Below are 23,371 nucleotides of genomic sequence, written 5' to 3' on the forward strand. Positions count from 1 at the left end.
CATGGCGTTTAAGTTTTTTAAACTCTCTCAAGGTAATAAAGACTGGATTCGGTTGATCTTAAGCCTCATTTTCACTCTTTTGAGTTTTGTTTTTCCAACTGATGACAAAACCCAGTTGGGATTGGCCCTGTTTTTTTCCTGTATTGCTTTGATTTGCGTGATCCAATTAATTGTTCAGCAGCGTCGCCGCGTCCGTGAGCAATTGAGTCAGTCAGATCACTAACTGACTTTTCGTTTAAAAATAACATAAGCAGTACTGGTGGTGACCAAGCAGATGATCAGCATGGCCCATAGATGAGGTGCAATAACACTGAGTGAAGCGCCCTTGAGATAAACCATTTTCGTAATAGCTGTAAAATGTAAAACGGGGTTTATCCAGACCATGGTTTGCAGCCACGGGGGCATGTTCTCAACGGGGGCCACATAGCCTGAAAGTAAAATAGCGGGCATTAAAAAAACAAATACGCCAATAAATGCCTGCTGTTGGGTGCGGCAAAATGCTGAAATGAACAGACCGACCCCGATCAGTGACAAGCCGTAAAGCACCATCGCGCCATAAAAAAGTAGTAGTGAACCGTGAAAAGGGATTTGGTAGCCAAACACCGAACTTAAGAACACGATTGTGGCCTGCAATACTGCGACAATAATTGCAGGAATCGCCTTGCCTAAGAATATTTCAGCGGTACTCAGCGGTGAGACCAATAACTGTTCCAAGGTGCCCTGTTCACGTTCACGGGCTACTGATAGTGACGTGACGATCATCACCCCAATGGTGGTAATCAAGGCAATCAGCGATGGCACAATGAACCATTTATAATAAAGGTTGGGGTTATACCAGTTACGATAAACTAACGATGCTAGCTCATCTTGGCCGGTTTTTTCCTGATTAAAGCGCGCCACAATCTGTTGGACATAGCCACCCGCAATTTGGGCACTGTTGGAGTTGCGCCCATCCAGCAAGATCTGCACTTTAACAGGTTGCTTAGCGGCAATTTTACCTGAAAAATTATCTGGGATCCGAAGGGCTAACAGAACTTTCTGATTATCAATTAATTGCCTTAGCTGGTGTTCTGAGTACACCATTTCAACCTTTGAAAAAGCACTAGCATGGTGCAGTCGTTGAATGAGTTCGGTTGCGCTATGGCCATTGTCTTGATTGAAAACTGCGATATTAATGTGGTTCACATCCAGCGTTGCAGCAAATGGAAAAACTAGCACCTGAAGTACCACGGGCAGGATCAGGATATTGCGTGTCTGGCGCTCACGTAGCAGAGATTGCAGTTCTTTGATAATCAGTGTGAATAGGCGATGAAACATTATCAGTCCTCCAACCGTGTGGCTGTTTTCCAGTAAGTCAGGCCAATAAAGATCACCGATGCGCCAATCAGATACAGGCTGTTAATCCAGATTAACGTGCCAAGATTGCCTGCCAGAAAGATAGTTTTTAAAATACTGACAAAATAGCGTGCAGGCACAATATAGCTGGCAAGCTGAATAATCGAAGGCATGCTGTCGATTTCAAAGACAAATCCCGAGAGCATCACCGCCGGCAGAAAAGCCGCATTAAGGGCGATCATGGCGGCGTTAAATTGATTTTTAGTTAATGTCGAAATTAATAACCCGATGCCCATGCTGCTGGTTAAAAACAACAATGTCGTGAGTGTCAGTAGCCACAGCGAGCCACGGAAAGGAACATTCATAATGCCGACGGCAACCACCACGCACAAGCCCATAGCAATTAGCCCTAATACATAATAAGGCAGGAGTTTGCTGAGCAGCAATTCCGCTCTCGTCAGCCGCGTCGCGAGTAAGGCTTCCATGGTGCCGTTTTCCCATTCGCGGGCAATGACTAAGGATGTGAGAATGGTGCCGATCACGGTCATAATAATGCTGATGGCGCCGGGGATAATAAAATGGCGACTTATCGCGGCCGGGTTAAACCAGACTCGTTCACTGGCAGAGATGAGAGGCTTAACATGCTGGCCTTTGGCGCTGGCTTGCTGCTGTTGCCAAATTTGCCAGATACTTTGGACGTAGCTTTGCACAAACCGAGCTGTGTTGGGTTCACTGCCATCGGTAATGACCTGTAAAGAAGGCAGTTGGCCAGCAACGACTTTACGATCAAAATCAGGCCCTATAACGACGATGCCACGTAAATCACCTTTTTGCATCATTGCTTCAAGTGGCGCGCGATGGTCGCTGATCGTCAATTGTATGTAAGGCGAATTGTGGAATGTGTTCAGAAGATTCTGACTGGCTTGCCCCTGCGATTGGCTCACAATACCAATATGGAGTCGTCCGGTATCAAGGTTAATGCCATAGCCAAAAATAAAGAGTAACAATATTGGGATCACAATCGCGATCAATGCGTTGCTTGGATCGCGGATGATCTGGTAGCTCTCTTTGCGACACATAGCGCCCAGACGGCGCATGGAAATTGACATTAGGCTGGCTCCGTTTGGGCTTGAATCAACCGGATAAACGCTTCTTCCATGGTTAAGTCATGTTCCCCATCTTGCATCACTTCGGCTTTGAGTTGGTCTGGGGGATCAACCGCAATCAGACGGCCTTGATAAACTAAACCGATGCGATCGCAATATTCTGCTTCATCCATAAAGTGAGTCGTTACCATTACCGTCACGCCTTTTTCGACCATTCCGTTAATATGTAGCCAGAATTCCCGACGGGTCAGGGGATCAACGCCAGAGGTCGGTTCATCTAAAAATAGAATATCAGGTTGATGCATTAGCGCGCAGGACAACGCTAAGCGCTGTTTAAACCCTAACGGAAGTGATTCTGGTGTTTGTTTTAAAATGGACTGGAACTGAAAGGTCTCAACCATCTCGTTTATTCTTTGGCGCTGCAGTTTGCCATGCAGGCCATAGGCACCGGAGAAGAACTGCAAGTTTTGCCAAACCGTTAAATTGGAGTAAAGCGAAAACTTCTGAGCCATATAACCTAATCGCTGACGTACTTTGCCAGGACTGCGTTTGAGATCAATCCCCAGTACCTTGGCGTGTCCGGACGAGACTGGCAATAAGCCACACATCATGCGAAAGGTGGTCGATTTACCTGCACCATTGGGCCCCAGTAGGCCAAATATTTCGCCGCGTTGCACTGCAAAATTGACATGATCGGTAGCGACAAAATCTCCAAAACGGCGGGTTAAGTCGATTGCTTCAATGGCTTTGGTGTGGTCATTTTCAATCTGCGGCAGAATATCAGCTAATGCTGAATGGCGGTTTTCCTGCCCCCCTAATTGATCAATAAACGCATCTTCAAAGCGGGCGCTGGTGGGCTGTATCGCTTGACTAGCAAGATGTAGATTTTCGGTGAGCAATGAGCTGGTATCGGGAGTGTTGGTAATGGTGCGAATTTGCTGGCCTTGGAGCACAGCATCTCGGACATCATTGAGTGCTAAGATCTGAGCCAATCTTTGGCGCGGATGCTCACCTCCATCGACTAAAAAACTACGTCCTTGAATGGTGTCAGTGAGTTTTTGTGGCACACCTTCAAAGAGCAATTCTCCTTCGTTCATCAACAAAATTCGTTGACACTGTTCAGCTTCGTCCAGATACGAAGTACTCCAGATAATGAGCATCCCATCGTCGGCTAATTCATGAACCATTTTCCACAACTCGCGCCTAGAGATGGGATCAACGCCAACGCCGGGTTCGTCTAACAGCAGCACTTGAGGTTGCCCGACCAAAGTGCAGGCCAGCCCCAGTTTTTGCTTCATCCCACCTGATAAGTTGCCTGCCGCACGAGAGGTAAACCGTCCCAGATCGGTAAAATCCAGCAGTTTCTGGCGGGTCTGAGGCCAGGTTTTTAGGTCAACGCCGCGTAAATCGGCATATAAATCTAAGTTTTCTTGAACACTTAAATCGCTATACAGGCCAAATTTTTGCGGCATATACCCCAGCTGTTGGTGGAGTGCTGCTGCCTGTTTGCCCGGATCGAATCCGGCGACTTGAAGTGAGCCTTCACTGGGCACCATCAACCCCGCAATCATTCGTAATAGCGTGGTTTTTCCGGCCCCATCCGGGCCAATCAAGCCGGTCACATAACCTGAGTCAATGGTGAGATTAAGTGCTGCCAGCGCAGGCTTTGACATCGATGCAAAGCGCTTGACAATATTTTGGAGCACCACCTTTGTTGCTGCAGCCATGGCTCACCTATTTGGCAAAATGTACGGTTACCGGCATCCCTTGTCGCAGTTGCGGCGATGGGTCATCGACGATGATGCGTAAGCGATACACCAGCGAGGTTCGAAGCTGTTCGGTCTGAACGGTTTTGGGCGTAAATTCAGCCGTCGGTGAAACAAAGCCAATGTGACCATGAAATATCTGTTTGCTACTGTCGCTAGTGATCGTGACCTTACGGCCACTTTGTGCCATGCCCAGATGAGGTTCATCGATATACGCCTTAATCCACAGCGGGTGACTCAGTGCGAGAGTAAAGACAGTTGTGCCTGGGTTGAGCATGGCACCTGGTTGGTGCGCGCGGACTAAAATGGTCCCATCCGCGGGGGCTTTTAATTGCGTATCGCTTAAATCTAACTGGGCTTTGGCAACACCAGCTTGGGCTTGCTCAAATTGAGCTTTCGCTTGTTCAATTTGTTGTGGCCGATTGCCTTGTTGATACTGGGCAAGTTGCTGCTGAGCGGCTAATAGATCTGCCTGGGCTTGATCGCGTTTATCTTTGGCCGCATCGAGTTGTTCTTGGGCAATGGCTTTTTTAAGGCGTAATGCCCGGTAGCGTTGGTAAGAGCTCTGAGCATATTGATAAGCTGAAGTCAGCTGTTTGACCTTTTCACGAGCTCGGGCAATTTCTTCACTGCGATAACCGGCCTTGAGCAGATCCAGATTCGCTTTGGCTGCGTCAGACTGGGCTTTTGCTTGGGCTAACGCAATTTGGTAGGGACGAGGGTCTATTTCGCCAATAACTTGCCCTTTATGAACCGTATCACCTTCATCGACATTTAGTGATTTGAGCCGCCCCCCCACACGGAAGCTCAATGCGGTGGTGCGAATATCGACATTGCCGTAGAGTGTTACAGGCGGTTGATCACTTTGTTCTTTCTGGAAGTAATAGTAGCTGCCGCCTCCAACAATGATGACGAATATGACCGCAATTAGGATGCTTTTACGCATGACCGACTCCCAGCAACAAAGACTTTCTTCACTATATTAAATTCAAATTTAAATTTAAAGTATAGTTTGATAAATTAATAAATATTTATATGACAGTGACTCATTAAAACCGTTTCTTTGGTCGAGCCATGAACAGACCAAGGGCAGTAGAGCAGAGTGAAGAAGGTGACCATGGAGCCTAAACGAAAAAGGCGCCCTGACGGCGATAAAACGCGTGAGCAGATTATAGAAGCGGCTGGTGAACTGTTTGCCCAATATGGTTATCAAGGGACAACCAGTAAAGCGATCTGCCAGCGTTGTGGTGTGAATTTAGCTTCAGTGAATTATCACTTTGGTTCTCGCCAAGGGTTATATAAAGTGATCTTAAGACAAGTGCATGAATCTTTTATGGATCTTGAACACCTAGATGCGTTAATGGATAGTGAGCTTGAGGCGGAAGCAAAATTTCACACGTTTATTGGGGCGCTAATTCCAGCAATACTGGGAGCGAAAAACTGGCAACTGAGGATTTGGGCGCGGGAGATTGCGGCTCCTTCTGAGTTTTTATCCTATGTCGTGAATGAACAGATTTTACCCAAGTTTACTCGTTTAAATACTCTAATATCGCAACTCACTGGTTTAGCTGAAGATGACCCTCGTTTGTTGCCAGCCATCTTTAATGTACTTGCGCCGTGTTTGATGATGCTGATTGCTAATCGTGAGCAGCAGATGCCACTGTCAGGTATTTTTAATTATCCCTCAGAACAATTGGTGGACCATTTGCAACGATTTTTATTAGCTGGTTTGCGCGCAGTCTCGGAAAATGACAGCGGCTGAGCTATTAGATCGTCACACATCATTTGAGCGGCGTTGCATATCTATTATCCCCCCAGAACAGGCTTTTTAAATCCTGAATTAATATTCTTATATGGTGAATTCTTTCCTTTTGATTTTTATTTGCCTCGTATTTTTGATTGTTTGAAACTATCAATCTGTGCACAATAAGGCTATCAAACGATATAGGGTGGCACTATCCTTAGATAGTGCTACACAGAGCGTTGTCGATGATTCATTTTCATGATTCACGCTATCTTGCCAACAGGAAATGATATGAACTTGCGAGATTTAGAGTATTTGGTTGCACTTCAAGAGGTAAAACACTTTCGTAAAGCGGCTGAAAAATGTTTTGTCAGTCAGCCGACTTTAAGCGGCCAAATCTCAAAACTTGAAGAAGAATTAGGGTTGTTATTGATCGAGCGGACTTCACGCAAGGTGATTTTTACTCATGCTGGCGAAGATATTGCGGCGAAAGCCCGACTGATTTTAATGGAAGTAAAAGGGCTCAAAGACATTGCCAAAAACTATCAGGCTCCGCTTTCTGGGCCAATACACATTGGTTTGATCCCAACCGTAGCTCCTTATGTACTCCCTAAAATTGTGCCACCGATACGTGAACGGTTTCCTAATTTGGAGCTTTTTCTCTATGAAGAGCAGACCAAAGAGCTGATCAAAGGACTCGAAGAGGGAGAATTGGATTGCCTGATTCTGGCATTGTTGCCAGATATGGAACGGTTTGGACATATCGACTTATATCGTGAACCGTTTTTATTGACGCTGCCTAAAGATCACCCTCTGCAAGACCGTGAGCGGATCGTATTAGAAGATCTCAAAGGGCATCGTGTGTTGATGCTGGAAGATGGCCACTGTCTTCGCGATCAAGCCCTTGGCTATTGCTTTACCGCCGGAGCCAAAGAAGATACCAGCTTTAAAGCCACCAGTTTAGAAACATTGCGCCATATGGTTGCCGCCGATTGTGGTATCACTTTGCTTCCCGAGTTGGCTGTGCCGAAATCCGATACGGAGCTTGTTTATAAACGCTTTAGTGAGCCGCAGCCCGGGCGAGTGATCAGTTTGGTTTATCGAATGCATTCAGTGCGTCGCCCCTGCTTTAATGAGTTAGCTAAATTGATACAAAACCAGATCCAGTTCTGATGTTGCTATGGCGACGACTATGAATAGTGCTTGGAACAACCACAAAAGGTCAACAGTCCCTAGGGTGGACTCTTTTTAGGTGTGGAATGTTCAAATTTTTTGAGTCCATTCTTCAGGTTGGAGCAAGCGCGTTTTGTCTGCACCGTCTTTTGCGCGAATATCTTGCGGATTATATAGGGCACAGTCTTCTAAAGACAGACAGCCGCAACCGATACAATTGCCAAGGTTGTTTTGTAATGCATTCAACTGCGCAATGCGGTGCTCAAGCATGGCTTGCCATTTGGATGCCATCTGTGTCCATTGCTCCCGAGTTGGCGCATGGTGTTTGGGTAATACCGAGAGTGAGTCAGCAATTTCTTCTAAGCTTAGCCCAACGATTTGTGCGGCTTTTATCACTGCTATTCGACGCAGTATACTGCGATGATAGCGGCGCTGATTCCCCTGATTTCGCCAACTATAAATAAGCCCTTTTTGTTCATAAAAATGCAGGGTTGATACTTTTACCCCCGCTCGTTTGGCAACTTCGCCTACCGTCATCTCCATTGCTTTTTCCTTTTCACCAAGAGTTTTTACAATAAATAAAAAAATACTTTTCCTCAAGTTAACTTTAGGTTTTAGGGTGGTGATTCGTTATTGCCAAGGAAATCAAAAATATGGAACTTCATGTAAAAACTCCTGCACGAGCCTATTTAACCGGGCGATTCTTTGATGGTATTTCCTCTGGGCTGTTCATGATGGCTTTGCCCTGGATCATGCTCTCAACGCCTCATATGGGGGTATTTGTTGCCTTAGTTGCATTGGTTTGTACAGTGGTTTCTTTTGTGCTTACGCCATTTTTTTCGACACTGATAGATCGTTGTTCTCGTAAAAATATTCTGATTCTTGTGCAGGTTGTTCAATCTGGCTCAGCGGCGGTCGTCGCGTTAGTCTACGGATTAGGATATGCGTCAAACTGGTTGTTGGCTGCCGCTCAGTTAGTTTTTTGGGTTTCTGGTAATGTGGCTTGGACTACCAACCATGCTTTTACACAAGAGAACTTTCACCCTCAAGAGTATGCCTCCATATCCGGGAAACAAGAGGTGACGATGCAAGCGACGACATTGGGCTCTGGTGCGCTGGGTGTGGTGCTGTTACAGACTTGGGGGATGTTTGAATTTTCTATTTTTGCGGCAATGGCTTCAGCTATCGCCATTATTTGCTACCTGCTCTGTCCTTATCGGCGTCAATTACAATTACGCCACTCGGCTGCTCTTTCATTTGTTAGACAGTTAATTGAGAGTCGAATGATTTTTACCCAGCAACCCCATTTTTATTTGTTCTTAATGTTATCTGCTTTGTGCTATCCGATACTGACATTTCTGGACAAATTGGTGCCTATTTGGTTCGCACAAATGGGGATTTCTGGGGATTGGTTTGCCGGTTATGAGATTTCTTTTTCGATGGGGTCTCTCGTGACGGGGTTATTCATCAGTCGCTTATTACGCATAGGGCCCTATCCGAGTATTATCCTTGTGGCTATGGGGCTGGCCGCTGTGATGCTCATTGGCATGAGCATATCGGCTTCGCTGCCACTTTTGATGGTATTTACTTTTTTCTTTGGGCTGCTAAATGCCTTAAATCGGATTGCCCGAGTGAACATGATGCATCACCGTATCGATATCGGGCAACGTGGGCGAGCCGAAGGTGGACTAAAAATGTTTTCGAATCTTGCGCAAAGCCTCAGTTACGTTGTCATTGCGTTATTAAGCCACTTTGATTTCATCCATTTGGGGTTTTTTATCGCAGCGGCTGTTCTCGTTGTATCGGTAATGATTATGGTGCGTCTTCATCGGCGGCCAGATCTGGTTGTAAGCATGGCGTCTTAGTGAATGAGTTCGGTTCGCGATTTAGTGGTAGCGTTAGTGATTTGGGGCTTTTCGTTATAAGGTGTAACAGAGTGAAGCGCCCTGTACTCGTCATTACTTAACAAGGAGAGAGAAGGTGTCCATTACGAACAAAACAGATGAAGAGCTGATTGCCATAGCTCTGCCGATGATTGATACCGTCATCAAAGCCTCGAATCAAAAAGATTGGGATTTGTTTAGTATGTATCAAACCGAGGCAGAAGCTCAGGATCCAGAAAACAAAAATAACGTGCTCAAACTATGGGAAGAGAATGAGCTTTTCACCTCTTTAAATCTGGAACGAGAAATTCTGGGAGTACTGCGGCGTGAGCACATTGCGCAGATTGTTTGGAAGCAGACGAGTCGTAAAGTACCTGGTGAATTTTTGGCGCGCTATTTCATTAAAGAAATAGATGGGCAAATAAAAGAAGTTGGTTTTTTGATCCATTGAGTGCCCTGAATCGGGCAAGAACTATCCCAAAGCGTTCAGAGTAATTTGGGCCACGTTATCGATCAGCTATGGGGCTGTTATGATAAAAGGCCAAAGCAATGCTTTGGCCTTCTATCAATGCTAATAAATCTGATCCTGAATACTTTCATGCTCAGCATTATTTGGTCGGGCATATTGCGTTGGCTGCGTGCCATCGATGAAGTATTCAAAGCGACTGGTGTAGTCAGTTTTGTTACTAAGCAGTCCGGTTTTATCATCGATACGCACGGTGACAATACCATTTGGTATTGGGACCGGTTGCTCAGGTACACCCTTAAGCGCTTCTCGCATCAGTGAGATCCAAGCTGGTTGAGCTGTTTTACCGCCAAATTCTCCCCCATAAACCTGATCTTTACCCAGATTATTGTTGTAACTCGTGTGGCCTAAATCGCGGTCGAAGTTATCGAAACCAACCCAACTCGTGACGACAATTCCTGGGGCGAAACCGGAGAACCAAGCGTCTCGGGAAGCATTGGTTGTCCCACTTTTACCGTACAGGTCATCTCGATGCAGAGTGAGCGCGCGCCAGCCTGTGCCGTTCCAGCCGGTATGATGTGCCCAACTGCCACCCCCAGTAATAACACTGTGCATAGCCTGAGCGACTAAGAAAGCATTCTGCGCCGAAATAATTCGCGGTGCTAACTGGCTCGCGTTGGCATACTGGATGGGACATTGTTGCAACGGGTTGCCTTTGATGCTGAGTAACTCTTTGATCGATGGGCTTTTGGCCGATTTATCACAATATCGGCAAGCAATTTTAGGTTGTGCCTGATAGATGATTTGATCGGTTGAATCGCTAACATGGTCGATAAAATAAGGTGAAATTAAAAAACCACCATTTGCGAAAGTTGCGTATCCGCGCACTAATTGCAGGGGAGTGAGTGATGCTGATCCCAGTGCAATGGTGTCATTGTGCGGCAATTCGTCTTTGTTAAAGCCAAATAGCTCTAAGTGTTTAATGACGCTATCGATACCCATTTTACGAACCAAGCGCACTGACACCACGTTTTTCGATTCAGCCAATGCCACGCGAAGACGCAGTGGGCCAGCATACACCGGGGGTGAGTTTTTCGGGCGCCAAGCGACACCGAGAGACTGATCCCATTGGTTGACTGGGGCATCATTGACCAGTGTTGCCAGTGTCATGCCACTGGCAAACGCATTTGAATAGATAAACGGCTTAATATTTGAGCCGACCTGACGGCGGGCCTGCGTCGCTCGGTTAAATTTACTTTGGTTATAACTGAAACCTCCGGAGATTGCTTCTATAGCGCCGTTTTGCGGATTGAGCGCGATGATCGCTGCGCTGGCATCCGGTAGCTGTGAGAGGCGATAATCATCCGAATCCTTCTCTTTAGTCACCCAGACAACATCACCAGGAGCTAAGATATCACTTGCTTGTTTGGGCTCTTTCCCTTGGCGGCTATCGGTAATAAAACGCCGGGCCCATTTCATGCCGTCCCAGTTTAAAGTAATGTTTTTGCCACCTTTGAGTACAGCTTTGGCCTGTTGGCCATCAACCTGAGTAATGGCCGCGGCAATCAGATGGGCGTAGTTGGGTAATGTTTCCAGTTTGTGATTAATCTGGTCATGAGTAAGCTCTGGCTTCCCTGCTTTCCATAGATGCATAATCGGTCCGCGAAAACCATGGCGTTGGTCGTAATTGAGTAGATTTTGACGCAACGCATGTTCAGCTGCTAACTGGCGCTTTGCCGTGACAGTCGTATAGACCTTTAGTCCACGGGTATAGGCTTTATCACCATATTTAGCTTCCATCTGTTGGCGAACCATCTCGGCAAGATAGGGGGCGTGGACCTGAATTTCCGCGCCATGATAGGTTGCTGTCAGTGGCTCGAGACGCGTTTTTTCATAGGTTGCTTTGTCGATGTAGCCTTGCTCAAGCATTCGGCCTAACACGGTGTTGCGTCGATCTTTAGCACGCACCGGATCATGTAGTGGATTCAAGGCGGAGGGGGCTTTAGGTAGACCGGCGATCATGGCTATCTGCGCCAGAGTTAGCTGATTAACCGATTTGCCGTAATAAACCTGAGCTGCGGCGCCAACCCCATAGGCGCGATAACCTAACGCAATTTTATTCAAATAGAGATCGAGAATTTCATTTTTAGTTAAAACATGTTCAATCTGTAGGGCCAGGAAGATCTCTTTGATTTTACGAATATAGGTTTTCTCACGAGTGAGAAAGAAATTGCGGGCGACCTGCTGGGTAATTGTACTGGCCCCTTGCGATTTTTTACCTGTGACCACGAGATTAATTGCCGCTCGTATAATCCCAATGGGGTCGATTCCTGGGTTTTGGTAAAAACGGGAATCCTCAGTTGCAATAAATGCCTGCTTCATTTTGAGCGGAATGTCTTGAATCGGCAGTGGGATTCGGCGTTTTTCGCCAAATTGTGAAATAAGTTTACCATCAGCAGTATAAACACGCATTGGTGTTTGCAACTGAACATCTTTTAGGGTGCTGACGTCTGGTAGTTCGGGACGTACATAGATATACATTGCACCGACACTTGCCGTGCCAACAATGGCACCGAGAAGCATGATCCCCAAAAGTCGTTTAAGCCACGTCATTAAATATGGTTACCTGTTGGTGTCTTCATAAGAGTCAATTATATAGGTAACTGCGGTTATGATTCGACCCATTTTGTTGAAATAACATATTACTCTTTAATCCTCATTATTGATTTATTTATCACTAAAAGGCTAAACTAGCGCCTAACTTAGTCAAACCGGAGGATGTTTGTGAGTCGTTATGCCGTTCTCGGCGTGAATCTGCAAGAGGATGCTATTCAGGCTGCTTTATATAATCCGGACCGGCCGACAAGGTTTTTTCACTGCGACTTTTTAACCTCCGGCAATTGGCCAGAAAATCTATGGCAACACAGTGAACGATTACTTAAGGCGATGGCTCAGATTAAGTCACAGCTGAATACAAAACGTGTTCGTGTGATGTTTAATGTTCCACTGGCATGCATTCAGATGGGCATTATTTCACTGCCGTTGAACGAGCACCAATATAGCGATTATCAGATCGCCCAGGCGTGTCAGCGCAATGGTATGGATCTTTCTGCTAGCTGGCAGATTCAAATCCGTTGGTTGGCTAATGATCATCGCCATCCTGGTCATCAGCTCTTCCAAGCAGTCGGTGTCCCTAAACGTTTAATTGGTGTCATTGATGGTGTTTGTCGCACATTACACTGGCAATTAAGCTGTATTGATCTTGCTTGTTTTGCTCGTGCATATTGCTGGTGGCAGCAGCGACGGCCATGTGCGGGCCGATTTGCTGAGTTACATCTGGTGGCGCAGAACAATACGCTGGAAGTCTGTCTGTTTTTGGCTCGGCGTTTATTGGATTGGTGTCAAATTAGTCCAGTCAATCACCAGTCACTGGTCAATTATTTAGCTCAGTTGGGGCTATTATGGCGATGTTTGCCCGGAGTGCGATTAAAACAGGCGCGCATGTTTGGTGATGAACACTTATCGAATCTGGAATGTCCATTAGAGCAATTTGAGTTCAAGCTCGACGGTATTCATGATGCTAGTCAAATGGCAGCTTTGGGTGGGGCGTTGAAGGTTTATGAGTGGCTATAATTTTTCCCCAGACTCGCAAGCACCCCAACGGCTAAAACGTCACTACCTTATATTCTTGTGGCTATTTATTGGGCTACTTGGATTGCATAACTGGCAACTTCATCAATCACTGTATTCGCAACAGCAATATCTTCATCAGCTGCCTCGCGTGCTAAAGCAGCAACATCATCTAAATCATCACGCGATTGACTGGGCTAAATGCCTTAAGGCGATCGCACGAGCATTGCCTGAGCAGATGTATCTTGAGCAGCTTGATTTTAAAAAGTCGCTTCTGCGACTGCAGGGAAAGACCCTAAATGCTAAGTGGCTAAAAAGCTATCAGCGTTCGTTGCGCCACTTAAATTGGGTAAAACACGTGCGTTTAGAGCAGTTAAAAGCTCCTATGGGTTCATCATCACAGTCATTCGTTTTAACCTTGAGTTTTAACTGATGCGTATTGAGAAAAGTTCATGGCATTGGATGCTTTGGATAATCATGGTACTTCTGCTAGGTATCGATTGGCTGCATTGTGCGTATGATGCTCATCAGCTACGCCAGCAGATTATCTTAAAACAGAAGTTAGTTAGTGCTCACAAGAATAAAAAGAACGGCTCAAATCTGAAAATAAACCGTTCATGGCTCAGTGAATTGCCTTTTAAGTTAAAGGCGTACAAGCGACACGGAAATATGTTGATTTTAAATGGGCAAGGCGATTTTGCAGCATTGATTGCATGGTTAGGAAATCCGGCTAATTTGGCGATTAACGAGCGCATCCAACAAATTAACTTGTCTAAGTCCCCTAGTGCTAATGACTTAACCATTCGCTTGAAACTCTCGAATCGACAAGTGCGACCACGATGAAAGTTTCTAAGTTGGTGGGTGGGCTACTGATATTGGTTACAGCGATGACTCAAGCGCAATCATCTGACGTTCCTCTTATCAGGGATCCATTTGTTCCTGGGCTGCAAACACTCAAACAGGAGCGGTCCAACCAAGATGCACTGAAACCAACCGAACCCCCTCATTGGCCATCCATGAAAAAGAAAAAGCTGAATGAAGTTGAGACTCACCCTGAACGGCTGCTTAGATGCCCGTCGGGATGGCGTTATATAGGGCACATGGTGGTTTATCATCAATTACGAGCGCTTCTAAAACACCAACAACATGTGTCGCAATTTTTTCAAGGACAGCAACTAGCAGGAACTGCATGGAAAATTCATATTATTGGCAGCGATCAACTGATACTTACCAACTTCAAGCGCAATTCTCACTGTGTATTAAAGCGTTAGTCATCATCTTCTTAATTTGTAGTGGGTTCTATATTCGTTCAGTTAGGGCTCAGTCTATTCACGGTTTCATCAAACAAAGTAAGAATCATCATCGTCTGGAGTTAACGTTTGCACCAACATTGGTACATTATCGAGCGAGTGTGGACGGCAACCAAGTGCAATTATGGTTCGATTCTGCCGTCCAATTTCAAACTTCGCAGTTATCCAATATTCGTCGCCATAATCGTTTCATCGATACTATAACTTGGCAACCTAAACTAGCACGTTTAACGGTGAGCTTAGTGCCTAAGGTTTCAGCCTTAATTACCAAGTCTGAGCCGCCAGCGAATCTATTTATTACGTTGTCTCGCCGTCATCAACAGCATCGCTCGCTACAAATTACCATGGATGTCGCGGATATGCCTGCTGGAGAATTATTACTATGGCTAGCTCGGCAACAGCACCAAAGTTTGTTACTCAAAGCGTCGAATTTACCCTCTATTAGTTTGTCGGTGTATCAGCAGAGCTGGCAGCAAGTTTTTCATTGGGTGCTAGATATCTGTAATTTGGTGGCCAGAGTTCATCAACACGGCTGGTATGTTGAGTCAGTTGACGCATTAACCAAGCAAGAAAAAAGTCGCTTAGTGCAGCAAAAAATGGCCCAGAGATTAGCACCGTTGCAGACAGAGTTTATTAAAATACGCTATGCGCGGGCAGCTAAACTGGCCAAAATTATCAATAAAGCGGCTAAGCACATTATTTCTTCGCGCAGTTCTATCTCGGCCGATGAACGCACCAATACCATTATTCTTCGAGCGTTAGCATCAGAGCTGCCACAATTGCACCAATTAGTTCAACACCTCGACCTGCCGGTCCGTGAAGTAGCGATAGCATCCAAAATGGTGACGGTTAGCTCACAGGCTTCCAAAGAGCTGGGAATTCAGTGGCAGGCCGGATCAGCGCGTTCTATTGAACAAAGTACGCCAGATCAACTGAACATTAATTTGCCGGTTCCTTCACCAACGACAACAGCAACTTTCAAAGTGGCGAGGCTTGGGGTTGCTTCACAGCTCAATCTAGAACTCTCTGCGCTGGCCCAAGAAAATAAAGGTGAGATTATTGCCAGCCCGCAAATTACCACGCTTGACCGCCATAGCGCTTATATTGCACAGGGCCGTGAAATCCCTTATGTTGAGTCGGCTGCAAGCGGGGCAACTTCGGTTACTTATAAAAAAGCTGAGCTAAGTTTGAAGGTGACCCCGCAAATTACGCCAGATGATGGTATCATTCTAGATCTGTTGATTACGCAAAATAATGCTGGCGATGAGGTCAATACGTCGACTGGACGTGCTGTAACAATTAATACCCAAGAGATCAAAACTCAGGTACTGTTACAAAATGGCGAAACTATCGTGCTAGGTGGCATTTATCAGCAACATAAACAAAAATCAGTTGAAAAAGTGCCTTTGTTGGGAGATATCCCCGGTATCGGTGGCTTATTTCGTCATACCAGCGATCGGGTACAAAAAAATGAATTATTAATATTTGTAACGCCGACCATTATGACTTCGCAAAAGAAGGTGTTGTAAACCAAGGGAACTGATTTTGTGGTTGCCAAAACGGGGCGCAAACTGCGATAATCGCGCACCTGATCTTTGTTAATCAAAAAGGTTGGTTATGATGGTACTCCGCATTTTTGTCTACGCGGAGAAAAATTGACGCAATAGATTGTTAATATAGAGACATGGCTGAAAAACGAAATATTTTCCTAATCGGCCCAATGGGTGCCGGAAAAAGCACCATTGGTCGTCATTTGGCTTCACAGCTACATATGCAGTTTTTTGATACTGACAGTGAAATAGAGCGCCGCACTGGTGCCGATATTTCATGGGTCTTTGATGTCGAAGGTGAAGACGGCTTTCGAGCCCGCGAAGAGACAGTAATTGATGATATGACCCAACAACAAGGGATCATTTTGGCAACTGGAGGCGGCTGCATAAAAAGTAAAGAAAGCCGAAATCGGTTGTCGGCTCGCGGTATTGTTGTCTATCTGGAAACATCTATTGATAAACAGTTTGCTCGCACGCAGCGTGATAAGCGTCGTCCTTTACTGCAAAACTGTGGAGATCCAAGAGAACGTTTGGAAGAGTTGGCCAAAGAACGCGGTCCGCTCTATGAAGAGATTGCTGATTATCGGGTTGTTACTGATGATCAAAGTGCCAAAGCAGTCGCTAATCAGATTATCGAACTGTTAGGCTTCTAAAGGGAGCATATGAAAAGACTAACCGTCGCACTAGGTGATCGAAGCTATCCCATTTCAATCGGGCCAGGCCTGTTAGGTCAGCCCGATTTTTTTCAGCAGGCTATCAAAGGCCGTCAGATTATGGTGGTGACCAATGATACGGTTGGCCCATTATATCTTGATACATTAGTTAAAACGTTGTCGGCTTATCAGGTTGATGTGGTGACACTGCCTGATGGCGAGCAGTATAAAACGAGTGAAGTTTTAGATGACGTTTATAGTGCCTTGCTGGAAAAATGCCACGGCCGAGATACGACAATTGTCGCGTTAGGTGGTGGCGTGATTGGCGATATGGCTGGGTTTGCGGCGGCATGTTATCAGCGTGGAATCCCCTTTGTTCAGGTGCCGACGACATTGCTGGCCCAGGTCGATTCTTCTGTCGGTGGTAAAACGGCAGTTAATCATCGGCTTGGTAAAAACATGATTGGTGCTTTTTATCAGCCACAAAGTGTGGTCATCGATATCGATTGCTTAAAAACTCTTCCTGAACGCGAGTATCGTGCTGGCATGGCTGAGGTCATTAAGTATGGCATCATCTATGATGGTGAGTTTTTTACTTGGCTAGAGAATCATTTAGACGCCTTACATGCACTGGATGAACAGACGATTACGCACGCCATTTACCGCTGCTGTGAAATTAAAGCAGAGGTCGTTGCTAAAGATGAAACTGAACATGGCATTCGGGCGCTGCTTAATCTAGGACATACGTTTGGTCATGCGATTGAAGCTCATCAAGGTTATGGCAATTGGTTGCACGGTGAAGCGGTGGCAACTGGCATGGTCATGGCCGCATTATCTGCACAAAAATTAGGCTATCTCAATGATGGACAAGTTGAGCGGATCATTGCGCTGATTGATCAAGTAGGCCTTCCTGTCAAACCCCCGCAGGCAATGAGTATTGATGATTTTATGACGCACATGATGCGCGATAAAAAAGTCCTCAATCAACAATTGCGAGTCATCTTACCGACAACCATCGGATCAGCTATCATTACTGATGTACTGAGTCAGGCTGATATTGAAAGTGTCATAGGAGCACTCCGGGCAAGATGATGCAAACTGCGTTGGTCGAGCTATCTTCCCAACACCAATTGCTTGAACGACTGGAAACTCTAACGCGTTTTTCCAGTCACATTATTTTTGTCCATGGTGATCCGGGTAGTGGTAAAACCACCCTGGCGAAAAGTTTGCTGGACCGCTGTCAGTTTGCTAATCAAGCATGGATTTGTGTAGAACCTGAGTTAAGCGACTCGCAGATTCGTGAGCCGTTGCTTCAACAATGGCTCAGCGATCCGCTTTTTAATGCTGAGGATCCATTATGGGATAGCTTGTCCCGTAATCAGCAATCTGCAGGTGGTGCCCAGTTGTTGGTCGTCGATCAAGCTGAATTAGTGTCACCTCAAATCTATGGTGAACTATTTGAGCTGGTTGAAAAGTATTCAGAACATTATAAAGATGCATTAAATGTCGTGTTTTTTTCATCAAGTCGATATCGCCAACTTGCTCGCGATTATAATTGGCAGGTGACGGATGTTTTAGAGTTAGAACTCGAGCCTCTTGATGAATACGAATCGAATCTTCTCGCCAAACAGCTTTTTGTTCGTGCGCAATATCAACCAAGTGTTGCTAACAAACAGGCGTTGGCCAAGTTAATCGAAGCTGCGCAAGGGAACCCTCGCGCTATTTGTCAGGTCGTTGAGCAAACTATTTCAGGAGCTGGGATCATGTCTGAAGAGCAGAACAAAGCACGCAAGCCCTATTTAATTTGGATGATCATTGCTGTCATTATTGCCGCCGTTGCCGGTTTGGCTGTGCAGTTATTGCATTCAAATGATCAACTTGAAGCGGAAAAGTCTGTGCCATTGAAGCCCAATAGCGAAATTCCGGTTGTCTTGCCATCGAAAAACCAATCGAACGACAATTCAACATCAACCGCTCAGGTAAATAGTGCTTCATCGACCGATGATGGGTCTTTGCAAAAAGATGATACCGCTGAACTACCTGCACCAGTGGCCGATCAGACGATTACCAACAATGGCTCTCCTGACGTGGGGCAAAAACGCGTTGTTGTCGATGACAAAGTTGTTGATGAGCTTTTAAAAGCCCAGCAAGGAGCTGACGCTAACCAGCAAAGTGATGATAACGGTTCAGCCAATAGTGGGATGTCTTCTACTCAAGGGAAACAAGCTCAAGATAATAGTGCCAGTAGCACTCAAAGTATGCCGGCGAATGATACTCAGAGCTCAGACAGCAATGCTCAAAATACGGCTTCGACTCCTGCTAGTTCTGGCTCATCTGCCAATACGGCCTCGAGTTCGAGTCCTGTTCGTAGTGGGGCCCAAGCGCAGGATACCGAAAGCGTATTAAGCGCTAAGGCGCCTAACCATTACACATTACAACTGGGTGCGTTTAGCTCAATGCGCGCAGCGACTGATTTTGTCAAACAGGGTAGATTTTCTCCCGCTTGGGTTTATCCTTTCCAAGGTAGTTCACAAATTCTCTATAAAGTGATTATGGGGGATTTTAGTTCTCGTCAGCAAGCTCTAACACAGAAACGCAAGTTAAAAGCCAAAGGCCAAGTGAGTCTGCTGAAATCTTTCCGCCAAGTTCAGTTTGAACTCAAGCAGTCATAGGTTGTTAAGCGTTGTTGGCAAGGACGATGAAAATTCGGGCTTTTTTGAAATGGGCCGGTGGTAAATATCATTTAATTGAGGATATTCGCCGCCACTTGCCAGATGGCGATCTTCTAGTTGAGCCGTTTACCGGTGCTGGATCTGTTTTTCTTAACACGGATTATAAGCGCTATTTGCTCACAGATATCAACGCCGATCTGATTAACCTATATAATTTACTTAAAAGCTGCCCGGATCAGTTTATTCGGGATGCCCGTACATTCTTTAACGAGCAAAATAATCAGTCAGAGCGCTATTATTGGCTGCGTCAAGAGTTTAACCGTAGCCATGATACCTATCAGCGTTCATTGCTCTTTTTGTATTTAAATCGTCACGGCTATAATGGGCTTTGTCGGTATAATAAAAGCGGTGGATTTAATGTACCATTTGGTCGTTATAAAAAGCCGTATTTTCCTCAGGCTGAACTTGAAGCGTTTGCCTTAAAAGCGCAGCAAGCGCAGTTTCTTTGCTGTGGCTATGAACAAACCTTTGCCCAGGTGCAGGCGGGGAATGTCGTTTATTGTGACCCGCCATATGCGCCATTGTCGGCTACAGCTAGCTTTACGGGATATACCAGTGGCGGCTTTACCAACCAAGATCAAATTCGACTCGCGCAGTTGGCTGAACATGCTAGTACCTATCAAGGGGCGACGGTGTTAATTAGTAATCACGAGCTGGCTTTTACCAAAGAAATTTATCAGCGCGCGCAGTTAAGCTCACTCAAAGTGCGTCGTACCATTAGCCGTAAGGGCAAACAGCGCATTAAAGTCGATGAATTGTTAGCTCTTTATCCGGCCCAACATGAGGTTGAACCATTAGCTCGTCTGGCTGGTGATATTAAAGTGCGCTAATATCGACCCTCTATTCTTTAACCAACGGTGGCATCATGAAATTACCTAATCATATTGCACCTTCTATTTTGTCAGCTGATTTTGCCCGCTTAGGGGAAGAGACCGCAGCAGTGATCGCAGCAGGTGCTGACCAAATTCATTTTGATGTGATGGACAACCATTATGTCCCCAATTTAAGTTTTGGCCCGATGATCTGTCAGGCTCTGCGCGATTACGGAATTCGTGCCCCAATTGATGTTCACCTGATGGTGAAACCGGTGGATCGGATTATCCCCGATTTTGCAAAAGCAGGGGCGAATACGATTACGTTTCATGCCGAAGCCAGTGAACACATTGATCGTTCTTTGCAGTTGGTCAAAGACCATGGATGCCGTTGTGGTTTGGTTTTTAATCCAGCGACCCCATTGAGTTATCTGGATTTTGTCATCGATAAAATCGACCAAATTCTGCTGATGTCAGTTAATCCTGGATTTGGTGGGCAAAAATTTATTCCGACGACATTGGCTAAAATTCGCCAAGTCCGTGAACTTATTGATGCCAGCGGTCGCGAAATTCGTCTTGAAGTTGATGGTGGGGTGAGCGTCGATAATATTGCCGCGATAGCCAAGGCGGGTGCCGATACGTTTGTAGCCGGTTCAGCTATTTTTAATCAAGCTGATTATGCGCAAGCGATTGCTAAGATGCGTCAAGAGTTGGAGAGCGTATGAACCGTTTCGCGCTAAAAGCAGTTGCTTTTGATCTCGATGGAACATTGATTGATAGCGGGCCGGATCTGGCTTTAGCAATTAATTTAATGCTCGAAGAGCTCAGTCGAAACTCCTTTGATTCAGCGGTTGTTCAAGGCTGGGTTGGCAATGGGGTCGAAGTGCTCATCAAACGTGCTTTGAGTGGTCAGCAAACGATCGATCCCAATTTAGATGATGCACTCTATCGTGATGCCCGGGCTCGTTTTGACCGTTTGTATGCGGAAAACTTGTGTATTAATACTAAGCCTTATCCGGGCGTTTCTGAGACCCTGGAAGCTTTACAGGCTAAACAGATCCCAATGGCGGTTGTGACCAATAAACCCTATCCATTTACTCAAGCATTATTAGTTGAGCTTGGATTTGATCGCTACTTTGATATTGTTTTAGGTGGCGAGTCACTGCCGAAGCGTAAGCCGGATCCTGATCCGTTGCAGTATGTTTTGGAAAAACGTGCACTAGAGCCTTCGCAAATGCTGATGGTTGGTGACTCTCGCAACGATATTCTGGCGGCCAAAGCGGCAGGCTGTCCAAGTTATGCGGTCACTTATGGTTATAACTATGGTGTTCCGATTGCACAGAGTCATCCCGATTGGGTGAGTGATAGCATCTGTGATCTCGAAAAGCTCTTCGATTAACATTTAACCGATATGTGTTGAATGCCTCTCGTTAAGAAAAAATACGGTTTAAGATCCGATATCAGTTACTGATGTCGGATTTTTTATAGGATGGTTCCTTCATCTTAATAGCACTCACAAAATCGGATTAAAGGTGTGTTTAGGGTGGACATGCTCTTTTTTACGCATCGGTAACTGCTGTCATAAGCGAGATTGGGTTCGATTGGCTTTGTCTGGTGGAATAAAATACAGGTAGCCGCGATTCGGCCAGATTGAAATAGCCAGCCCATTTTAACTTCATTGTGATGCCATGCTCGATATCGAACAGTGCAACCCGAGCATTTGGTAGGGTAATTTTAGCTTGGTAATTGTCCATTAATGGGGTGAGAGAACTGGTCTTGGCTGTTTTCACCTAGGCGATAGGCCGGGTTGATTTGCCCCTGTAGGATGGTGATGAATGGCTACAATGCCGATGTTAACGAATACATCCGCACAAACTCAGTAAGTTTAGTTACATAAGCTTTTCATAGTACTCATTCTTTTAGAAATTATGGTAGCTTAGATAGATGGTTACTGCCGACTACGGGGCGTTAAACTCGCTAGTCGGTTATCGATGGCGGTGGACCAATCAGCGCAGGAGAGCCTCTCGAGCTGATTGGATTTTATATTTCCGCCGCCTGTTTACAAGGTTTTTGCAGTGCTGCTCATTATCGATAATTACGATTCATTTACTTATAATCTTTACCAATATTTCGCGAAATTAGGGGAGCAAGTGTGCGTTTATCGCCATGATGAAATCACGATCGCTGAAATAGAACAATTAGCTCCCAACTATTTAGTAATTTCACCAGGCCCTAAAGCACCACAGCAAGCAGGGATCTCTTTATCGGTGATCCAGCAATTTGCTGGAAAAATTCCTATTCTTGGAGTCTGTCTAGGACATCAGTGCATTGCCGAATATTTTGGCGCAACCATTGTGCGCGCGCCACAACTGATGCATGGTAAAACCAGCCCATTACATCATGATGGTCAGGGAGTTTTTGCTACCTTACCATCACCTTTTTCGGTGACGCGCTATCATTCACTGATGGTGGATGCGGAGCATTTGCCTGAATGTTTTGAAGTGACGGCTTGGACGTATGATGAATGTGATTCAACTCAAGCGACCATTATGGGGATCCGGCATAAGACTATGGCGATTGAAGGTGTGCAGTTTCATCCAGAGAGTATTCTGAGCGAACATGGTTTAGCGATGCTACACACCTTCCTTGAATCGAATAAATCGAACTAAAAGGCGTAAATGGCTAGTATCTCGATATTTTTTTAGAATGAATAAGAAATGAATAATTATTCATTATGTGAATAATCAATAACTCTAGGTGATGCACTAAGAGCAATTATAATGGACATTAAATGCGCTTAGCGCGATTATTCATCGAAACATCTGCTGGATAAGTTCAGGAACGATCCAGACACTTGGCTTAAATTTTGGAATAATTCGATGACCCAATAAAAGTAATGGTGGGGCTGTTGACCTTTTGTGGTTAAGTTTTGTTCAAATTAAGCGTATTTTGAACGCGCCACAACCTGTGCTGCTTAATGAGTTAAGCAAACAGGGTGCAACAAAGTTCAGGATGAGTTTAAATGAACTTGAAGGACAGCTTCTGAAACTGATTTATCCAGCGTTAAATGTTTGTTCGTGTAGAGTCACTACACGGTAAAACGTTTACCTTAGCTAAATCAGTCTTTGATGGCTGCAAAAAATAATCACAAAAGGTTAACAACCCCTCAGTGATTGCATAATAAACAGGTCGGTATAATGAGGAGAGAGTA

Annotated in this window: 23 protein-coding genes; 17 read left to right on the forward strand and 6 right to left on the reverse strand. The window is 45.4% G+C overall.

The window, feature by feature from the left end; all coding sequences use genetic code 11:
- The first annotated feature begins 1 nt into the window (after position 1).
- A complete protein-coding gene (locus tag EV690_RS06725) occupies positions 2-223 on the forward strand; it encodes a hypothetical protein (RefSeq protein ID WP_131912238.1) in 222 nt (73 codons plus the stop codon).
- On the opposite strand, the gene EV690_RS06730 is transcribed toward EV690_RS06725, so the two are convergent.
- The 4 genes from EV690_RS06730 to hlyD are packed head-to-tail and all read right to left on the reverse strand — an operon-like array spanning position 220 to position 5,153.
- The gene (locus tag EV690_RS06730) at positions 220-1,317 is read right to left on the reverse strand and encodes an ABC transporter permease (RefSeq protein WP_131912239.1); all 1,098 of its coding nucleotides are present in this window, start codon (positions 1,315-1,317) and stop codon (positions 220-222) included. The genes EV690_RS06725 and EV690_RS06730 overlap by 4 nt on opposite strands.
- 2 nt (positions 1,318-1,319) lie before the next feature.
- On the reverse strand, positions 1,320-2,444 hold the full coding sequence (locus tag EV690_RS06735; protein ID WP_131912240.1) for an ABC transporter permease: 1,125 nt from the start codon (positions 2,442-2,444) through the stop codon (positions 1,320-1,322).
- Entirely contained in the window at positions 2,444-4,168 is a 1,725-nt protein-coding gene (locus tag EV690_RS06740) for an ATP-binding cassette domain-containing protein (protein WP_131912241.1), read from the reverse strand. Before EV690_RS06740 ends, EV690_RS06735 begins: the two co-directional genes overlap by 1 nt.
- Before the next feature lie 7 nt (positions 4,169-4,175).
- Entirely contained in the window at positions 4,176-5,153 is a 978-nt protein-coding gene (gene hlyD / locus EV690_RS06745; protein ID WP_131912242.1) for a secretion protein HlyD, read from the reverse strand.
- A gap of 171 nt (positions 5,154-5,324) precedes the next feature.
- On the opposite strand from hlyD, the gene EV690_RS06750 reads away from it, so the two are divergent.
- On the forward strand, positions 5,325-5,969 hold the full coding sequence (locus EV690_RS06750; protein WP_131912243.1) for a TetR/AcrR family transcriptional regulator: 645 nt from the start codon (positions 5,325-5,327) through the stop codon (positions 5,967-5,969).
- A gap of 273 nt (positions 5,970-6,242) precedes the next feature.
- Positions 6,243-7,124, forward strand: a complete 882-nt coding sequence (gene oxyR / locus EV690_RS06755; protein ID WP_131912244.1) for a DNA-binding transcriptional regulator OxyR — start codon at positions 6,243-6,245, stop codon at positions 7,122-7,124.
- 90 nt (positions 7,125-7,214) lie between these two features.
- Here the strand turns inward: oxyR and soxR are convergent, their stop codons facing one another.
- Positions 7,215-7,667: a redox-sensitive transcriptional activator SoxR gene (gene soxR / locus EV690_RS06760; protein ID WP_131912245.1), complete on the reverse strand. Its 453-nt coding sequence runs from the start codon at positions 7,665-7,667 to the stop codon at positions 7,215-7,217.
- Between the two features lie 110 nt (positions 7,668-7,777).
- Between soxR and EV690_RS06765 the strand changes: the two genes are divergently transcribed.
- Together EV690_RS06765 and EV690_RS06770 are read left to right on the forward strand one after the other, a co-directional pair.
- A complete protein-coding gene (locus EV690_RS06765; RefSeq protein ID WP_131912246.1) occupies positions 7,778-8,989 on the forward strand; it encodes an MFS transporter in 1,212 nt (403 codons plus the stop codon).
- 115 nt (positions 8,990-9,104) lie between these two features.
- Entirely contained in the window at positions 9,105-9,458 is a 354-nt protein-coding gene (locus EV690_RS06770) for a hypothetical protein (protein ID WP_131912247.1), read from the forward strand.
- 120 nt (positions 9,459-9,578) lie between these two features.
- Here the strand turns inward: EV690_RS06770 and EV690_RS06775 are convergent, their stop codons facing one another.
- Entirely contained in the window at positions 9,579-12,086 is a 2,508-nt protein-coding gene (locus EV690_RS06775; RefSeq protein ID WP_131912248.1) for a penicillin-binding protein 1A, read from the reverse strand.
- 171 nt (positions 12,087-12,257) lie between these two features.
- On the opposite strand from EV690_RS06775, the gene EV690_RS06780 reads away from it, so the two are divergent.
- The 12 genes from EV690_RS06780 (at position 12,258) to EV690_RS06830 (ending at position 22,829) form a co-directional block, all read left to right on the forward strand.
- The gene (locus EV690_RS06780; RefSeq protein ID WP_131912249.1) at positions 12,258-13,106 is read left to right on the forward strand and encodes a hypothetical protein; all 849 of its coding nucleotides are present in this window, start codon (positions 12,258-12,260) and stop codon (positions 13,104-13,106) included.
- Positions 13,093-13,536 carry a PilN domain-containing protein gene (locus EV690_RS06785; RefSeq protein ID WP_131912250.1) on the forward strand — a complete coding sequence of 148 codons (444 nt, stop codon included), beginning with the start codon at positions 13,093-13,095 and terminating at the stop codon, positions 13,534-13,536. Before EV690_RS06780 ends, EV690_RS06785 begins: the two co-directional genes overlap by 14 nt.
- Before the next feature lie 44 nt (positions 13,537-13,580).
- Positions 13,581-13,946, forward strand: a complete 366-nt coding sequence (locus EV690_RS06790; RefSeq protein WP_131912251.1) for a hypothetical protein — start codon at positions 13,581-13,583, stop codon at positions 13,944-13,946.
- Positions 13,943-14,374, forward strand: a complete 432-nt coding sequence (locus EV690_RS18225) for a hypothetical protein (protein ID WP_165872686.1) — start codon at positions 13,943-13,945, stop codon at positions 14,372-14,374. Before EV690_RS06790 ends, EV690_RS18225 begins: the two co-directional genes overlap by 4 nt.
- Positions 14,293-15,942 (forward strand): type IV pilus secretin PilQ, encoded by a 1,650-nt coding sequence (pilQ, locus tag EV690_RS06795; protein ID WP_165872687.1) that lies wholly within the window; start codon positions 14,293-14,295, stop codon positions 15,940-15,942. The genes EV690_RS18225 and pilQ overlap by 82 nt, the downstream gene beginning before the upstream one ends.
- Positions 15,943-16,097: 155 nt before the next feature.
- Positions 16,098-16,616, forward strand: a complete 519-nt coding sequence (aroK, locus tag EV690_RS06800; RefSeq protein WP_131912253.1) for a shikimate kinase AroK — start codon at positions 16,098-16,100, stop codon at positions 16,614-16,616.
- 9 nt (positions 16,617-16,625) lie between these two features.
- Positions 16,626-17,708, forward strand: coding sequence for a 3-dehydroquinate synthase (aroB, locus tag EV690_RS06805; protein ID WP_131912254.1), 1,083 nt, complete (start codon positions 16,626-16,628; stop codon positions 17,706-17,708).
- Positions 17,705-19,288, forward strand: coding sequence for an SPOR domain-containing protein (locus EV690_RS06810; RefSeq protein WP_131912255.1), 1,584 nt, complete (start codon positions 17,705-17,707; stop codon positions 19,286-19,288). The genes aroB and EV690_RS06810 overlap by 4 nt, the downstream gene beginning before the upstream one ends.
- 26 nt (positions 19,289-19,314) lie before the next feature.
- A complete protein-coding gene (locus EV690_RS06815) occupies positions 19,315-20,178 on the forward strand; it encodes a Dam family site-specific DNA-(adenine-N6)-methyltransferase (RefSeq protein WP_131912256.1) in 864 nt (287 codons plus the stop codon).
- A 35-nt stretch (positions 20,179-20,213) separates the two neighbouring features.
- On the forward strand, positions 20,214-20,885 hold the full coding sequence (gene rpe, locus EV690_RS06820) for a ribulose-phosphate 3-epimerase (RefSeq protein ID WP_131912257.1): 672 nt from the start codon (positions 20,214-20,216) through the stop codon (positions 20,883-20,885).
- On the forward strand, positions 20,882-21,559 hold the full coding sequence (locus tag EV690_RS06825; RefSeq protein WP_131912258.1) for a phosphoglycolate phosphatase: 678 nt from the start codon (positions 20,882-20,884) through the stop codon (positions 21,557-21,559). The genes rpe and EV690_RS06825 overlap by 4 nt, the downstream gene beginning before the upstream one ends.
- 676 nt (positions 21,560-22,235) lie before the next feature.
- On the forward strand, positions 22,236-22,829 hold the full coding sequence (locus tag EV690_RS06830) for an anthranilate synthase component II (RefSeq protein WP_131912259.1): 594 nt from the start codon (positions 22,236-22,238) through the stop codon (positions 22,827-22,829).
- Positions 22,830-23,371: the final 542 nt, after the last annotated feature.

Origin of the sequence: Celerinatantimonas diazotrophica, assembly GCF_004339545.1 — a bacterium.
Taxonomy (GTDB): domain Bacteria; phylum Pseudomonadota; class Gammaproteobacteria; order Enterobacterales; family Celerinatantimonadaceae; genus Celerinatantimonas; species Celerinatantimonas diazotrophica.

What these genes read in the sequence shown, in the direction of transcription:
- rpe (WP_131912257.1), top strand. Translation starts at nt 20,214, where the DNA reads ATGAAATTACCTAATCATATTGCACCTTCTATTTTGTCAGCTGATTTT.
- EV690_RS18225 (WP_165872686.1), top strand. Translation starts at nt 13,943, where the DNA reads ATGAAAGTTTCTAAGTTGGTGGGTGGGCTACTGATATTGGTTACAGCG.
- EV690_RS06730 (WP_131912239.1), bottom strand. Translation starts at nt 1,317, where the DNA reads ATGTTTCATCGCCTATTCACACTGATTATCAAAGAACTGCAATCTCTG.
- EV690_RS06790 (WP_131912251.1), top strand. Translation starts at nt 13,581, where the DNA reads ATGGTACTTCTGCTAGGTATCGATTGGCTGCATTGTGCGTATGATGCT.
- EV690_RS06775 (WP_131912248.1), bottom strand. Translation starts at nt 12,086, where the DNA reads ATGACGTGGCTTAAACGACTTTTGGGGATCATGCTTCTCGGTGCCATT.
- EV690_RS06725 (WP_131912238.1), top strand. Translation starts at nt 2, where the DNA reads ATGGCGTTTAAGTTTTTTAAACTCTCTCAAGGTAATAAAGACTGGATT.
- EV690_RS06825 (WP_131912258.1), top strand. Translation starts at nt 20,882, where the DNA reads ATGAACCGTTTCGCGCTAAAAGCAGTTGCTTTTGATCTCGATGGAACA.
- aroK (WP_131912253.1), top strand. Translation starts at nt 16,098, where the DNA reads ATGGCTGAAAAACGAAATATTTTCCTAATCGGCCCAATGGGTGCCGGA.
- pilQ (WP_165872687.1), top strand. Translation starts at nt 14,293, where the DNA reads ATGGAAAATTCATATTATTGGCAGCGATCAACTGATACTTACCAACTT.
- soxR (WP_131912245.1), bottom strand. Translation starts at nt 7,667, where the DNA reads ATGGAGATGACGGTAGGCGAAGTTGCCAAACGAGCGGGGGTAAAAGTA.
- EV690_RS06740 (WP_131912241.1), bottom strand. Translation starts at nt 4,168, where the DNA reads ATGGCTGCAGCAACAAAGGTGGTGCTCCAAAATATTGTCAAGCGCTTT.
- oxyR (WP_131912244.1), top strand. Translation starts at nt 6,243, where the DNA reads ATGAACTTGCGAGATTTAGAGTATTTGGTTGCACTTCAAGAGGTAAAA.
- EV690_RS06765 (WP_131912246.1), top strand. Translation starts at nt 7,778, where the DNA reads ATGGAACTTCATGTAAAAACTCCTGCACGAGCCTATTTAACCGGGCGA.
- EV690_RS06750 (WP_131912243.1), top strand. Translation starts at nt 5,325, where the DNA reads ATGGAGCCTAAACGAAAAAGGCGCCCTGACGGCGATAAAACGCGTGAG.
- EV690_RS06785 (WP_131912250.1), top strand. Translation starts at nt 13,093, where the DNA reads ATGAGTGGCTATAATTTTTCCCCAGACTCGCAAGCACCCCAACGGCTA.
- EV690_RS06815 (WP_131912256.1), top strand. Translation starts at nt 19,315, where the DNA reads ATGAAAATTCGGGCTTTTTTGAAATGGGCCGGTGGTAAATATCATTTA.
- hlyD (WP_131912242.1), bottom strand. Translation starts at nt 5,153, where the DNA reads ATGCGTAAAAGCATCCTAATTGCGGTCATATTCGTCATCATTGTTGGA.
- EV690_RS06810 (WP_131912255.1), top strand. Translation starts at nt 17,705, where the DNA reads ATGATGCAAACTGCGTTGGTCGAGCTATCTTCCCAACACCAATTGCTT.
- EV690_RS06735 (WP_131912240.1), bottom strand. Translation starts at nt 2,444, where the DNA reads ATGTCAATTTCCATGCGCCGTCTGGGCGCTATGTGTCGCAAAGAGAGC.
- aroB (WP_131912254.1), top strand. Translation starts at nt 16,626, where the DNA reads ATGAAAAGACTAACCGTCGCACTAGGTGATCGAAGCTATCCCATTTCA.